Here is a 14,979-nt window from a genome sequence, read left to right as displayed (position 1 = left end):
GTGGGAATTGCAGGTGAATAATTGTGATAAGAAAGATGCTATCTTTTCCGCTGGCAGAAGGTGTTCTGGATGAACTGTCGAAGCCGCAAGTGCTTGCGATTGGACAATTTGACGGACTCCATCACGGTCATGCCAGTGTCATACAAACCGCAGTGAATCTTTCTCGGGAGCAGGGAATACAGGCTGCTGTACTGACCTTTCATCCTCATCCGAAAGAAGTCATGCGGAAAGGGGATTACCAAGGCTATCTAACCCCGCTGAAAGAAAAAGAGGTCATTCTTGAAGAGATGAACGTCGATGTTATGTATGTTCTGGAATTCAACGAATCCTTGTCGAGCCTGTCTCCTGAACAATTCGTGAATCAATTTTTAATCAAGCTGGGTGTTCAAACCGCCGTTGTCGGCTTTGATTTTCGATTTGGCCACAAGGGCGCAGGTGATGAGAATACGCTAAGAGAACTGGGTGCGCCATCTATGAATGTGATTACGGTTCCGCCGCTCAGGCTGGACGGTGATAAGATCAGCAGCTCGTTTATTCGAAAAGCACTTCATGAAGGAAACATTACTGAAGTTACTCGTATGCTGGGCAGACCTTACTCCTTTACGGGAATTGTCATGGATGGAGAGAAGCGCGGTCGTACGATTGGCTTCCCTACGGCCAATGTCGAGCCTTCCGAGAATTATGTTGTCCCACTAAAAGGGGTATATGCGGTGTGGGTGACACATAACAAGAGGAGACATCCCGGAGTTATGAATATTGGAGTTAAGCCTACGTTTCACGACAACCGTACCAAGCCATCCTTTGAAGTGCATTTGCTCGATTTCAGCGGCGACTTGTATGGGGAAGAGCTGAAGGTTGAGCTTATCCATTTCCTTAGAACAGAGCAGAAATTTTCCTCAATTGATGCGCTCATCGCCCAGATCAAGCAGGATTCGGAAACGGCAAGTCAGCTTCTGTCCGGTGATTCTCAAAACTAGTAACAGATTAGGAAGTTTAGATTTACATGAAATAGGCAAGTATGTTATACTGAAAGACGTTGTTAATTAAACAACATAACCTTAGCTTTGGTTGATGGGCTCTCACCGGCCGCAACGAGGCTAAAGGCGATTATACTGAAGGAGGTGAACAGGATGGCATTGACTCAAGAACGTAAACAACAATTGATCGAAGAGCACAAAACTCACGAGTCCGATACAGGATCTCCAGAGGTGCAGGTTGCTATCCTTTCGGAAAACATCAAGAACTTGACTGATCACTTGCGTACGCACAAGAAAGACCACCATTCCCGTCGCGGGCTTTTGAAAATGGTAGGTCAACGCCGTAAGCTTCTTGCTTACGTGAAGAACAAAGACGTTAAACGTTACAGCGCTTTGATCGAGAAGCTTGGATTGCGCCGTTAATCATCGTATATCCTAACAACGACAGCCTGGTTGTCCCCGTCCTCTATGAAGAGTACGGGCTCGCAGCCGGGTTGTTTTGTAGATTGGGCTTCTTTTTATTCATAGCAGACAATTTAGAAGATTGTCTGATGCGGTGTTTATGAATCGGCTTCAAGCAGGTAATACTGGATATAACGATATTAATGGAGAAGATAAGGAGGGATCTCATGGAACAACGTGTTGAAATGATGCTTGGTGGTCGCAAGCTCGTCTTAGAGACCGGAAGACTTGCTAAGCAGGCAAATGCTGCTGTGACTGCACGCTATGGTGACACTGTCATTTTATGTACTGTGACTGCTTCTAGTGAACCGAAGGATTTGGATTTTTTCCCGCTGACAGTCAACTATGAAGAAAGATTGTATGCTGTAGGTAAAATCCCGGGTGGATTTATTAAAAGAGAAGGAAGACCTAGTGAGAAAGCAATTCTTGCAAGCCGTCTGACTGACCGTCCAATCCGTCCGCTATTTCCGGAAGGGTTCCGTAATGATGTTCAGGTTCTGAACCTTGTTATGAGTGTGGATCAGGATTGTGAACCTGAAATTACAGCGATGATCGGTACTTCTGCAGCACTTAGTATTTCTGATGTTCCGTTTAACGGTCCAATTGGAGGCGTCGCTGTAGGTCGTGTAAACGGCGAGTTCGTTATTAACCCTGACATTAAGCAGCAGGAAGCCAGCGACATCTATGTAGTCGTATCGGGAACGAAGGATGCTATTATGATGGTTGAAGCTGAAGCGAACGAAGTGCCTGAAGAGGTTATGCTCGAAGCCATCATGTTTGGTCATGAAGAGATCAAAAATATTGTTGCTGTCATTGAGCAGCTTACTGCGATGGCGGGCAAAGAAAAAATGCAGGTCAAGCTGCATGCCGTTGATGAAACGGTAAACAAAGAAATACGCGATTATGCTGCAAGCCGTCTGGTTGAAGCAGTTCGTATCGAAGAGAAGCATGCAAGACAGGATGCGATTGATGCCATTAACGATGAAACGGTTGCTTTCTTTGAAGAGAAGTACATAGAAACTCCGGAACTGCTTAAAGACGTGAAAGAAATTCTTCACGACATCGTTAAGGAAGAAGTTCGTCGTCTGATTACACACGATAAGGTTCGCCCAGATGGACGAGCACTTGCTGAGATTCGTCCGATCGACTGCGATACAAGCCTCTTGCCTCGTACGCATGGATCTGGACTGTTTACTCGCGGGCAGACTCAAGCACTTAGTGTATGTACGCTTGGAGCGCTTGGAGATGTTCAAATTCTGGACGGAATTGATCCGGAAGAGACTAAACGCTTTATGCATCATTACAACTTCCCTCCGTTCAGCGTAGGAGAAGCAAGACCGCTTCGTCCTCCGGGTCGTCGTGAGATTGGTCATGGTGCGCTTGGTGAGCGAGCTCTCTCCAAAGTCATTCCGCCAGAATCGGAATTCCCGTACACGATCCGACTTGTATCCGAAGTTATTGAATCTAACGGTTCGACTTCCCAAGCAAGTATTTGTGCATCTACGCTTGCCATGATGGATGCAGGTGTACCGATCAAAGCTCCAGTTGCGGGTGTAGCTATGGGTCTAATTAAAGATGGAGAGCATGTATCCATTCTTACCGATATTCAAGGCATGGAAGATCACCTGGGTGATATGGACTTTAAGGTTGCGGGTACAGCTGAAGGTGTAACTGCGATTCAAATGGATATTAAGATTGATGGTATCGACCGCAGCATTTTGTCTGACGCGCTTACGCAAGCTAGAGAAGGACGGATGCATATTCTAGGTAAAATGATGGAGGCCATCCAAGCACCTAGAGAGACACTTTCTCAATATGCTCCTAAAATTCTGACGATGTACATTAATCCGGACAAGATCCGTGATGTGATCGGTGCAGGCGGTAAAGTAATCAACAAGATTATTGAAGAGACAGGTGTTAAGATTGACATCGAGCAGGACGGTCGTGTCTTCATTTCTTCTGCTGATCAAGAGATGAACGATAAAGCCCGCGCGATTATTGAGGGCATTGTTCGTGAAGTCGTTGTAGGCGAGATCTATGTTGGTAAAGTCAAACGTGTTGAGAAGTTTGGTGCATTTGTTGAAGTACTCCCTAACAAAGAGGGACTTGTTCACATTTCCCAGCTATCGACTGATCGTGTTGCCAAGGTGGAAGATGTCGTTGCTGTGGGTGATTCCATCACTGTTAAAGTAACGGAGATCGATCAGCAAGGTCGTATTAATCTTTCGCGCAAAGCAGTACTGACAGCTGAAACGAAAGCCTAACATCTAATTGCTCTTAAAGAGAGACAGAACTCGAATTCTGGCTCTTTTTTTGATGCATGGGAACTACAATCACATCTTTAAAAATAGATTTATACCGAACGCCTTTCCGGCGTTTTTTTGTACATATTGGAACCGCTGCCGTCATAAAATGGGACAAACGAGGGGCGGGAGGTTAGAGGTGTGAAGACGCAACAGAAAAAATGGGCTGTCGTCATCGCTAGTACGCTAGCTGCAGTGACCATTGGACAAGCCACGGGCATTACGAATCATTTCCCACTGGAACGGAATGTAAATACAGAGGACGCTTTCGATATGTACGTGAATGCGGTCCCTGAGGATGAGCTGAAAAGGCAGATTGAGGATAAGGCAGAAGAGTACAAGGTGGAACCTATTGATGCCAAGGTTGATCGGGTCTGGAAGGCCATTCCTGGATATAACGGAATGGAAGTGGATGTTCAGGCAACATACCTTCAGGCACGTTCGAATCCCAATGGAGCTTCTATTCCATTAGTCTATAAGCAAATACCACCAAAAGTAACACTCGATGATCTGGGAGCACAGCCGATTTATCGTGGAAATCCCGAGAAGAAGATGGCTTCCTTCATGATAAACGTCGCATGGGGAAACGAGTATATCGTTCCAATGCTGGATATCCTTGATGAATATAAGATAAGGGCGACTTTTTTTCTCGATGGAAGCTGGCTGAAGAAGAACGAGCAAATGGCCAAGGAGATACAGAAGAGAGGTCATGAACTGGAGAATCATGCCTATTCTCACCCGAACATGAGTCAGCTTACGACAGAGAGGGCTACGCTTGAAATATCTAAGACAAAGTCATTATTAAAAGAAATGCTTGGTGTGGAGAACAAATGGTTTGCTCCACCTTCCGGAGATTATGATCAGGAGACGGTGGAACTCGCAAGACAGCAGGGCTTGAAGACCGTCTTGTGGACGATAGATACTGTAGACTGGAAGAAGCCAAGTCCAGACAGTGTGGTAGCCAAGATTACCAAAGGGGTTGAGCCAGGCTCGCTTATCCTGATGCATCCGACAGCCTCCTCAGCCGGGGCGATGCGAGGGATGATCGAAGGGATAACGAAGAAAGGAATCAAGCTGGGTACGGTTAGCGAGACCTTGTCCTCGGAGAGACTCGATGTACCGGAAAGTTGAGTGAAGCCGTTTTTTTTGGTAGGATTAATGCTGTCGATCGTTAATCATATTCAAGACAAAGCAATGGAGGGCCAATCGTGAAAAAAATGATACTTAGTAATGGCCTAAGAGTGGTCATGGAGCAGATTCCGACCAGCCGATCGGTATCTTTCGGTATATGGGTGAAGACAGGTTCTCGCAATGAGGATGATTCAATAAATGGAGTGTCACACTTTATCGAGCATATGCTGTTTAAAGGAACAGATCGTTTTGATGCGAAGGACATAGCAGAGCAGTTTGATGCCATCGGCGGCAATGTCAATGCGTTCACATCCAAGGAGTACACTTGCTATTATGCTAAAGTATTGGATGAGCATTTGCCTATCGCTGTTGATGTATTGTCAGATATGTTCTTCCACTCCAAATTTGATAGTGAAGAGCTCGTTAAGGAGAAGAACGTTATCCTTGAAGAGATTTCCATGTATGAGGATACACCGGATGATATGGTGCATGATCTGATCTCCCTGGCTGCTTATGGGGAGCATCCTTTAGCTTATCCGATATTAGGTACGGAAGAGAAGCTGAGCACGATGAACGAGTTCAGCCTGCGCTCCTATATGAACGAGCAGTACACGATCGAGAACACCGTCATTAGTTTAGCTGGAAATATTGACGAGGACAGCACGATTGAGCTGCTTGAGAAGTACTTTGGTTCATTTAATGTACATAGTCCGGCGAATCGGCCTGGTATTAAGGCTCCTGATTTCAAAGGTAATCTGCTGTTTCACAAAAAGAAAACAGAGCAAAATCATATTTGTCTGGCCTTTCCCGGATGTTCAATTCATGATGACAAGCAGTACGCCATGGTGCTCATTAACAATGCGATCGGCGGCGGAATGAGTTCACGGCTGTTTCAAGAGATTCGGGAGAAGCGCGGCCTCGCTTACTCCGTTTATTCGTATCATAGTGCTCATGCGGATAGTGGGCTGTTCACGATCTATGCGGGTACAGCACCTAAGCAAACGAAGGAAGTCATGGACCTGACAAGTGGGATTTTACAGGATCTGGCTGAGAATGGACTTACTGAGGATGAGCTGCGCAAAGGGAAGGAACAGCTGAAAGGCAGTCTTATTTTAAGTCTGGAAGGTACCGGAAGCCGTATGAATCGAAACGGTAAGAATGAACTGATGGTAGGTAAGCATCAAACGCTCGATGAGATTATCGCCAAAATTGAACGGGTTACAATGGATGATGTGAATGCTGTGCTTGATCGAATGTTCGCACAGCCGTATGCGCTTGCTATGGTAGGAGCCTCAGATCGTGCGATTGCATCACTTAGGAGGGACGATTTTGTCAATACACGTACAAATTAAAAAAATGCCTGGAACCGAGGACATTCCGCTTCCGATGCAAATGTCTGAGCTGGCTGCCGGGTTTGATTTATATGCCGCAGTTGATGCGGAGACGGTGCTGAAGCCGGGAGATAGAGCATTAATTCCTACGGGATTTGCGATGGCAATTCCTGCAGGCTATGAAGCACAGATTCGGCCTAGAAGCGGGCTGGCCTTCAAGCACGGGATAACTTGTCTTAATACACCTGGAACGATTGATGCTGATTATCGGGGAGAAGTGAAGGTTCTTCTTATCAACCTTGGTAATGATCCTTTCGCGATTGCACGTGGAGAAAGAGTAGCTCAAATGGTCATTCAGGCCGTGCCTCAAGTTATCATTGCCGAGGTTTCCGAGCTGTCTGAAACGGTGCGCGGCGCAGGCGGATTTGGTCATACAGGTAAATAAAATAAAGTGAATTGCGCAGCCGCTCTTTCTGAGAGCGGCTTTTTTATATTTAAGGATTTTACAAAATCCTGGCTTTCGAATCACCAGGGCAAACTTCACGGCATAAGATGACAGCGTAAAGTCGTGGAAAGGAGTGACATCCTGATGTTGACCGGATTACGGATCGTCGTTCTAGGCGGAGATGCACGTCAGCTAGAGGTCATTCGTCGCTGCGCTGAGCTTGATGCGTCGGTAAGTATTGTTGGTTTTGATACCCTCCAGCACATCCCTGATGGAGCGGTAAAGGAAGAACTGAGTGAGCATCTCCTCACTTCAGCGGATGTTGTCATACTGCCCGTAGTCGGCTGTGATGATGAGGGGTATATTCAAGCAAAATATGCGACAGAGGGAGCCGTTCTTCAATTAACACCTGAACTGGCAGGAGCACTTCCTGTACATAGTTCGGTCTATACAGGAATAGCGAAGCCGTATTTGAAGGAGCAGTGCAGTACTCATAATCTGCGTCTGGTAGAACTGCTAGAACGGGATGATGTCGCCATTCACAATTCAATTCCAACAGCAGAAGGCGCAATTATGATTGCGATTCAGAATACAGATTTTACGATTCACAATTCGGTAGCTCTGGTGCTCGGTATGGGACGTACAGGATTTACCATGGCTAAAACATTGCAGGGACTCGGTGCCGATGTAAGGGTAAGCGTAAGACGTGAGGAAGATGCAGCCAGAGCGTCGGTGATGGGCCTAAAGCCTTTCCTGACAAGGGATTTAGCGAATTATGCCGGGGAGGCCGACTTGATTTTTAATACGATACCGTCTATGATTATCACAGCACAAATCCTGTCCAAAATGAAACCTAAATCGTTTATTATTGATCTGGCCTCAGCGCCTGGAGGGACCGATTTCCGTTATGCGGAGAAGCGCGGAATCAAAGCGATGCTCGCTCCCGGGCTCCCTGGCATTGTCGCTCCCAAAACAGCTGGTGAGATTATCGCAAATTCGATCGTCAGTTTGCTGCTTTGTGATCAATAATGAACGGAGGAATCAGGTTATGAATTGGCAGGGAAAAACGGTTGGTTATGCGATTACAGGTTCACATTGTACTTTTGAAGAGGTCATGCCGGTCGTTAAGCGGTTTAAAGACGAAGGTGCCGACGTCGTGCCTATTATATCAAATTCGGTGCTGACAACGGATACCCGGTTCGGAACGTCCGAAAGTTGGCAAAAACAGTTGAAAGATATAACAGGTAATGATATCATTTCTTCAATTGTTGAAGCCGAGCCTCTGGGACCGTCCAAAAGGCTTGATGTATTGGTTATTGCTCCTTGTACAGGAAATACGACCAGCAAGCTTGCTAATGCGATGACGGATAGCCCCGTGCTTATGGCTGCCAAATCTCAAATGCGCAATCAGCGCCCGGTCGTTCTTGCAATCTCAACAAATGATGGACTTGGTTTGAATGCAGCGAATATTGCTAAATTACTTGTTGCCAAATATATTTATTTTGTGCCATTTGGCCAGGATAATCCACAAGCGAAACCAAATTCGCTCGTCGCTAAGATGCATTTGATCCCTGAAGCAGCTTATGCAGCACTTGAAGGAAGACAAATGCAGCCGATCCTTATGTGAAGCGACTAGCGTTATGTTAATTCACTTCACGAACGAGAGGTATCGCAAGATGCCTTTTTCGGGGTGTAAATATACCGGGAAATCCGGCTGATGAAGAAAGAGTCATAATATATCACTTTCGTTTGTCAGTAATTAAAGGGGAGATACACTATAATGAGCAATCAGAAGTTTAATGTGGCTGTTGTGGGTGCGACGGGAGCAGTAGGAGAACAAATTATCGGTCTACTCGAGAAGAGAGATTTTCCGATAAATAAGCTTAAGCTGTTGTCTTCCAAGCGCTCTGCTGGCTCCACGATTAACTTTAGAGGCCAAGACATTACAGTAGAAGAAGCAACCCCTGAAAGTTTTGAAGGAATCGAAATTGCACTCTTTAGTGCGGGCGGTGATGTAAGTAAGGAGCTTGCTCCTCATGCTGTTCGTCATGGTGCAGTTTGTATCGATAACACCAATGCTTTCCGTATGGATGAGAATACACCGCTGGTTGTACCTGAAGTTAACAAAGAGAAGATCAGCGAGCACAATGGCATTATTGCAAATCCGAACTGCTCCACAATTCAAATGGTAGCTGCGCTTAAGCCGCTGTATGACCGCTATGGTATTTCTAAGATTATTGTATCCACATACCAAGCTGTATCGGGTGCCGGCAGCCGTGCCATTGATGAGATGCTTCGCCAATCGAAGGCTGTATTATCCGGTGAAGAGGTTAATCCGGATATCCTTCCGGTAGGATCGCTTCCAGTGAAGCATCAAATTGCTTTTAATGCGATTCCACAAATTGATAAGTTTCAAGATAACGGCTATACATTAGAGGAAATGAAAATGGTTCGCGAAACCAAAAAAATCATGTCGGATGACACCCTTGGGGTTACTGCAACATGTGTACGTATCCCGGTTATCTATGGTCACTCCGAATCCGTATATGTAGAGCTTAAAGAAAATTATGATCTAGAAGAAGTAAAAGCACTGCTGGCTGAAGCTCCTGGAGTCACTCTAGTAGATGACCCGGCTAATCAGCAGTATCCGCTTGCGACAGATGCAGCTGGCAAACCCGATGTGTTTGTAGGCCGTCTTCGTCGTGACTTGGGGAATGAAAAAGGACTGAATATGTGGATTGTATCGGATAATCTTCAAAAAGGCGCTGCATGGAACGCTGTGCAAATTGCCGAAATTATCGCATCTGAACGCTTAAGCAACGCCTAAGTTTTCATTCCATTTGTTTTGCTACTTTCTTTCAGCTTAAGTCTTCTTGATTTACAAATGGAGGAATACATGCATGGGTATTTTAGTGCAAAAATTTGGGGGAACATCCCTGTCAACACCGGCGGCACGCGAACGTGTCCTTGGTCATATGAAACGTGAAATTGCTGCCGGACACTCGCTCGTAGTGGTCGTCTCTGCGATGGGTCGCAGAGGCGAACCTTATGCTACGGATACACTTCTGGACTGGATTGTTCAGAATGGAAATGCGCTGCCGGCGCGTGAAAAAGATATTCTGCTATCCTGTGGTGAGCTGATTTCAGCAGCTACGCTCACTAGCTTAGTTGAACATGAAGGAATAACAGCGACCGTACTGACAGGTGGTCAGGCTGGCATATTAACTGACGATCAGTTTGGTAATGCGCGGATTCTTGCTGTGAAGCCGGAACGCATTCTGGAAGAACTCAAGACACACCAAGTTGTCATTGTGGCTGGATTCCAGGGCGCTGATGAAAAGGGTGACATCACAACACTCGGCCGCGGTGGCAGTGATACTTCAGCTACAGCGCTTGGTGCCGCACTGCACGCTGATATGGTCGATATCTATACAGATGTGGATGGGATTCTTACCGCAGACCCGAGAATTGTTGAAGACGCGAAGCCGCTTCTCTATGTTGGCTATGCAGAGATCAGCAATATGGCTCACCAAGGTGCGAAGGTGATTCATCCTCGTGCAGTGGAGATCGCGATGCAGGCACAGATTCCGGTGCGTGTCAGATCGACATTCGGTGATGGGGAAGGAACATTGATTACACATCCTGAAGGGATTAAGGATGTACAGTCAGGAATTGTAGACCGATTCGTCACTGGAATTGCCTATGTGAATAATGTCACGCAAATTATGGTAGAGGCAGACAAAGAAGTTGGTAAACTTCAGCTGAAGGTATTCAAAGCGATGGCTGAGAATGGAATCAGTGTTGATTTTATTAATGTATCTCCTTCTGGAGCTGTTTATACTGTGTTTGATCATGACTCGGAGAAGGCAATTCGTATTCTTCAAGATATGGATCTTAAGCCAAGAAGCTTGTCAGGCTGCGCTAAGGTCTCTGTCATTGGTGGAGGAATTAATGGGGTTCCTGGAATTATGGCTAGAATTGTAGAATCACTCGCAGAGGCAGATATCGAGATATTGCAGTCAGCGGACTCCAATACAACGATTTGGGTACTTGTCAAGAAGGAAGATATGGTGGGAGCGCTTCGTGCACTTCATTCCAAATTTGAACTTCATCGCTAGAGACGAGAGTGCAAGGAGGATACAATCGTGGAATTCGGAAGACTTATTACAGCAATGGTTACCCCTTTTAACGATGAAGGCAGTATCCATTGGGAAGAAACCTCCAGACTAATCGATTACTTAATTGATGTTCAACAAACTGATACACTGGTTATTGCAGGCACAACAGGTGAATCACCGACATTAACCGACGCTGAAAAAGTGCAGTTGTTTGAATTTGTTGTTAAGCATGCGGCAGGGCGGGCCAAGATTATCGCCGGTACAGGCAGCAACAGCACGCACCATTCCATCCAGCTTACCCGTGAGGCGGAGAAAGCCGGTGTAGATGGAGTGCTCTTGGTTGTTCCTTATTACAACAAACCGAACCAAGAAGGGATGTACCAGCATTTTTCTGCAATCGCGAAGGCGACCTCCCTTCCTGTAATGCTGTATAACGTTCCTGGACGAACAGGAGCCTGCTTGTCTGTGGAGACAACACTTCGGCTTGCAGCGATCGATAATATTGTGGCGACTAAGGAATGTGCATCCATTGAACAGGTGGCACAGATTTCAGGAGCTGCACCTGAGGGCTTCAAAGTCTATTCAGGCGATGATTCTTCAGTGCTTCCGGCACTAGCTGTGGGTGGATACGGTATTGTTAGTGTAGCCGGTCATATCGTAGGTGCGTCAATGAAGGAACTGATTCATGCCTATGTTAGTGGTGATGTTTCGAAGGCCGCTTCGATCAATCATAGATTATTACCTGTCTTCAAGGGCTTATTTGAAGCGCCTCATCCGGTCCCTAATCCGGTTGCAGTCAAATATGCGCTTGCACTGAGAGGTTATTCTGTAGGCACCGTTAGACTGCCTCTGGTACCTCCAACGGAGCAGGAGAAAGAATTTATCCGTCAATTAATCGGCACCATTTCTTAGTTCATTTAACTGGAAACTAATTTGGATTATGTATTGTCAAACCCTCGTACTCAGATAGATTGAGTACGAGGTTTTTTTGTATGGAACAGACATGTTCTTTGAGCGGTAACCAAGGGGCTTAATATACTTAAGATGCGCTGTTTAAGGAAGAGGAGCTCGTTTGTTTTTATATGAAATGGAGAAACTAAACCTTACAAAACGTGACTGACTTGTTTTTTCAGTTTTTAATCATGTATAATGATGTCAAGTGACTGGGTGCGGTATATTTTTGAAATAGATTGTTTAACAGCAAAGTGTGTGGGAACTTCGGCTGAGAAGCTATAGGTTTCTTTGAATAAAATAATAATAATATCATTAAGGTACGACGTCCAACTACCATAGGAGGTTCAGATTCTTTTGTCAAAAAAAAATAACAACGATAAATTGATGATTTTCGCATTGGGCGGCGTCGGTGAAATCGGTAAGAACATGTATGTTGTTCAGTACGGTAATGACATTGTAGTCGTAGATGCGGGTTTAAAATTCCCAGAAGAGGATATGCTTGGCATTGATATCGTCATTCCAGATATTTCCTACTTAACTGAAAATCGAGATAAAGTAAAAGGGATTGTACTGACACACGGACATGAAGACCATATTGGCGGATTGCCTTATGTACTCAAACATCTAAATGTACCAGTATATGGAACGAAGCTTACACTCGGACTCGTAGAAAATAAGCTGAAGGAAGCTAATTTGCTTGGCGAAACGAAGCGGATTCTCATTAACGAGGATTCTGAAATACAGCTTGGCAACAGCCTTAAGGTTAATTTCTTCAAGACAAACCACAGTATTCCTGATTCTGTAGGTGTGTGCGTCGAGACTCCAGAAGGTGTCGTCGTACATACGGGAGACTTCAAATTTGATCATACTCCAGTCAATGGTCAGTATGCAGATCTTCAGCGTATGGCAGAAATCGGTTCCAAAGGTGTACTGGCATTGTTATCAGACAGTACAAACGCAGAGAAGCCAGGATTTACCCCTTCTGAGAAAAATGTGGGTGTCGTTATGGAGGATATTTTCCGTAAGGCAAGCCAGCGTGTCGTTGTTGCGACCTTCGCATCCAACGTGCACCGGATCCAGCAAGTCATTAACGCTGCTGAAACTACGGGACGCAAAGTAACCGTAATCGGGAGAAGCATGGTAAATGTAGTAGGTATTGCATCCGATCTTGGTTATCTGGATATTCCTGACGGCATGATTATTGAGCCGGAAGAAGTAGGCAAGATGGCAGCAGACCGCGTTGTAATCTTGTGCACAGGCTCCCAAGGAGAACCGATGTCTGCGCTTACTCGCATGGCTCGCTCAACTCACCGCAAAGTGGATATCCTGCCAGGAGACACAGTTATCATTGCGGCAACACCAGTTCCAGGTAACGAGAAATACGTAGGGCGCACAATAGACGAGTTGTTCAGACTTGGCGCTGAGGTTCACTACAGCGGAGCTAACTCTGGCGTACACGTTTCCGGTCACGGCAGTCAAGAGGAATTGAAGCTCATGCTGAATCTGATGAAACCGAAATATTTCATTCCGATTCACGGTGAGTTTAGAATGCAGCGTCGTCATGCACTGCTGGCAGAGTCTGTCGGCATTGATTCAGATAACATCTTCATTACCGATGTTGGTGAAGTAGTTGAGATTCAGGGCGGAGTTGCTCGCAGAGCGGGCAAGGTATCTTCCGGAAATGTATTAATTGATGGTCTTGGAGTAGGCGACGTAGGAAATATCGTACTGCGTGATCGCAAGCTGCTCTCACAAGACGGAATTCTTGTTGTTGTCGTTACGCTTAGCAAGCAGGATGGTAAGATCGTTTCCGGTCCTGACATCATTTCCAGAGGATTCGTGTATGTTCGTGAATCCGAGGGCTTGTTGGATGAAGCGAATCGAATTGTAACAAGTACACTTCAGAAGCTTATGAGTGAGAATGTCAATGAATGGGCATCGCTCAAAACCAATGTCAAAGACGCGCTCGGACGTTTCTTGTATGAGCAAACGCGCCGTCGCCCTATGATTTTGCCAATCATTATGGAAGTATAGTAAACCAATAACTTCAAACGAAGGCACACAGTCGCCTCTTCTAAGCTGACAGGTAATATTGGACGGTTCCCTGTTAGCGAGGAAGAGGCTTTTTCGTGTCTTTTCATGTGTATAAGATTCATTGTGGAATTGTCATACTAACCCAGATATTGAAGACAAAACTTTCAAAGGAAGTGTTGATGTGACAAATCCGTTAATCGGCAAAGATAAAGGCGAAGGTGCAAAGAACGAGACCCCAATGCTGCCGCCGGAGCAGCAGCCCAAATCTAATCCTGTTGTTAATACGATTCAAGAGCTGGGACAGACTACCGTTCCTTCTGGAGAATCTAATATCTTCTGTATGACGATTATTGGTCAAATCGAAGGGCATCTTATCTTGCCTCCCCAAAATAAAACAACAAAATATGAGCATCTCATCCCACAGCTGGTTGCGGCAGAGCAAAATCCGCGAATTGAAGGCATTCTGATTATATTAAATACGGTCGGCGGTGATGTGGAAGCAGGGCTTGCAATCGCAGAAATGATTGCTTCCATGTCCAAGCCAACGGTTACTGTTGTCATCGGGGGAGGTCATAGCATTGGGGTGCCAATAGCTGTCAGCAGTACGTATTCCATTATTGCGGAGAGTGCCACAATGACCATTCACCCGGTGCGTATGAACGGGTTGTTTATTGGGGTCCCGCAGACCTTTGAGTACATTGAGAAAATGCAGGAGCGGGTTGTGCGATTTGTAACCTCTCACTCCCGTATTACGGAGGAGCACTTCAAAGAACTAATGTTTAAGCAGGGGGAATTGAATCGAGATATCGGTACAGCGGTAGGTGGAAATGATGCGGTTCAATATGGCCTGATGGATGCAGTAGGCGGAATTGGTGAAGCCATCGCTCAGCTGAATAAGCTGATCCTGTCGAGAAAGGATATGAGGGCTGCCGCTTCTCCTGGAGGGATGACACAATGACCCTTTATACGATCATGTCCGGTGAACAGATTTTTGAAGGAATGTGGAAAGAACAGCCTCCATTATTAGAAATGCAGATCGAAGGCCGATTGTTGCAGATCATGCCTGTTAACGAAAGGTCGGGGATCATCGTAAGGCTGATCAATGGCAGCTTGTATGATTATCTGGATTCCGCTTATACGCCAGGGCGTGAAATTTCGCTTAACTCTGCTCAAAGTTAAACATACGTCCTTGTGGTCAAGATTCGACGAAAAAGAACATATGTG

Annotated in this window: 14 protein-coding genes; all 14 read left to right on the top strand. The window is 45.7% G+C overall.

Going from position 1 to position 14,979, the window contains the following annotated elements; all coding sequences use genetic code 11:
* The first annotated feature begins 23 nt into the window (after positions 1-23).
* Complete coding sequence (locus BLW49_RS02055; RefSeq protein WP_090722958.1) at positions 24-977, top strand: bifunctional riboflavin kinase/FAD synthetase; 954 nt, start codon at positions 24-26, stop codon at positions 975-977.
* A 153-nt stretch (positions 978-1,130) separates the two neighbouring features.
* Positions 1,131-1,400 (top strand): 30S ribosomal protein S15, encoded by a 270-nt coding sequence (rpsO, locus tag BLW49_RS02050; protein WP_076311107.1) that lies wholly within the window; start codon positions 1,131-1,133, stop codon positions 1,398-1,400.
* Positions 1,401-1,606: 206 nt separating this feature from the next.
* Entirely contained in the window at positions 1,607-3,703 is a 2,097-nt protein-coding gene (gene pnp, locus BLW49_RS02045; RefSeq protein ID WP_090722957.1) for a polyribonucleotide nucleotidyltransferase, read from the top strand.
* A gap of 180 nt (positions 3,704-3,883) precedes the next feature.
* On the top strand, positions 3,884-4,873 hold the full coding sequence (locus BLW49_RS02040) for a polysaccharide deacetylase family protein (RefSeq protein ID WP_256209542.1): 990 nt from the start codon (positions 3,884-3,886) through the stop codon (positions 4,871-4,873).
* Positions 4,874-4,959: 86 nt separating this feature from the next.
* Positions 4,960-6,225 (top strand): M16 family metallopeptidase, encoded by a 1,266-nt coding sequence (locus BLW49_RS02035; RefSeq protein ID WP_371264530.1) that lies wholly within the window; start codon positions 4,960-4,962, stop codon positions 6,223-6,225.
* Between the two features lie 4 nt (positions 6,226-6,229).
* Positions 6,230-6,649, top strand: a complete 420-nt coding sequence (gene dut / locus BLW49_RS02030) for a dUTP diphosphatase (protein ID WP_371264529.1) — start codon at positions 6,230-6,232, stop codon at positions 6,647-6,649.
* 144 nt (positions 6,650-6,793) lie between these two features.
* On the top strand, positions 6,794-7,678 hold the full coding sequence (dpsA, locus tag BLW49_RS02025) for a dipicolinate synthase subunit DpsA (RefSeq protein ID WP_076311102.1): 885 nt from the start codon (positions 6,794-6,796) through the stop codon (positions 7,676-7,678).
* A 19-nt stretch (positions 7,679-7,697) separates the two neighbouring features.
* A complete protein-coding gene (locus BLW49_RS02020; protein ID WP_076311101.1) occupies positions 7,698-8,276 on the top strand; it encodes a dipicolinate synthase subunit B in 579 nt (192 codons plus the stop codon).
* Positions 8,277-8,429: 153 nt separating this feature from the next.
* Complete coding sequence (locus tag BLW49_RS02015) at positions 8,430-9,476, top strand: aspartate-semialdehyde dehydrogenase (protein ID WP_076311100.1); 1,047 nt, start codon at positions 8,430-8,432, stop codon at positions 9,474-9,476.
* Positions 9,477-9,549: 73 nt separating this feature from the next.
* Positions 9,550-10,767, top strand: coding sequence for an aspartate kinase (dapG, locus tag BLW49_RS02010; protein WP_076311099.1), 1,218 nt, complete (start codon positions 9,550-9,552; stop codon positions 10,765-10,767).
* A 24-nt stretch (positions 10,768-10,791) separates the two neighbouring features.
* Positions 10,792-11,679 (top strand): 4-hydroxy-tetrahydrodipicolinate synthase, encoded by an 888-nt coding sequence (gene dapA, locus BLW49_RS02005; RefSeq protein ID WP_256209622.1) that lies wholly within the window; start codon positions 10,792-10,794, stop codon positions 11,677-11,679.
* A gap of 396 nt (positions 11,680-12,075) precedes the next feature.
* A complete protein-coding gene (locus tag BLW49_RS02000) occupies positions 12,076-13,755 on the top strand; it encodes a ribonuclease J (RefSeq protein WP_090722954.1) in 1,680 nt (559 codons plus the stop codon).
* A 238-nt stretch (positions 13,756-13,993) separates the two neighbouring features.
* The gene (locus BLW49_RS01995) at positions 13,994-14,713 is read left to right on the top strand and encodes a ClpP family protease (protein WP_076312510.1); all 720 of its coding nucleotides are present in this window, start codon (positions 13,994-13,996) and stop codon (positions 14,711-14,713) included.
* Entirely contained in the window at positions 14,710-14,934 is a 225-nt protein-coding gene (locus BLW49_RS01990; protein WP_076311096.1) for a YlzJ-like family protein, read from the top strand. Before BLW49_RS01995 ends, BLW49_RS01990 begins: the two co-directional genes overlap by 4 nt.
* The last annotated feature ends 45 nt before the right edge of the window (positions 14,935-14,979 follow it).

Source organism: Paenibacillus sp. PDC88 (genome assembly GCF_900106725.1).
GTDB classification, from domain to species: domain Bacteria; phylum Bacillota; class Bacilli; order Paenibacillales; family Paenibacillaceae; genus Paenibacillus; species Paenibacillus shunpengii.
This window is presented reverse-complemented; position numbering and strand designations above follow the sequence as displayed.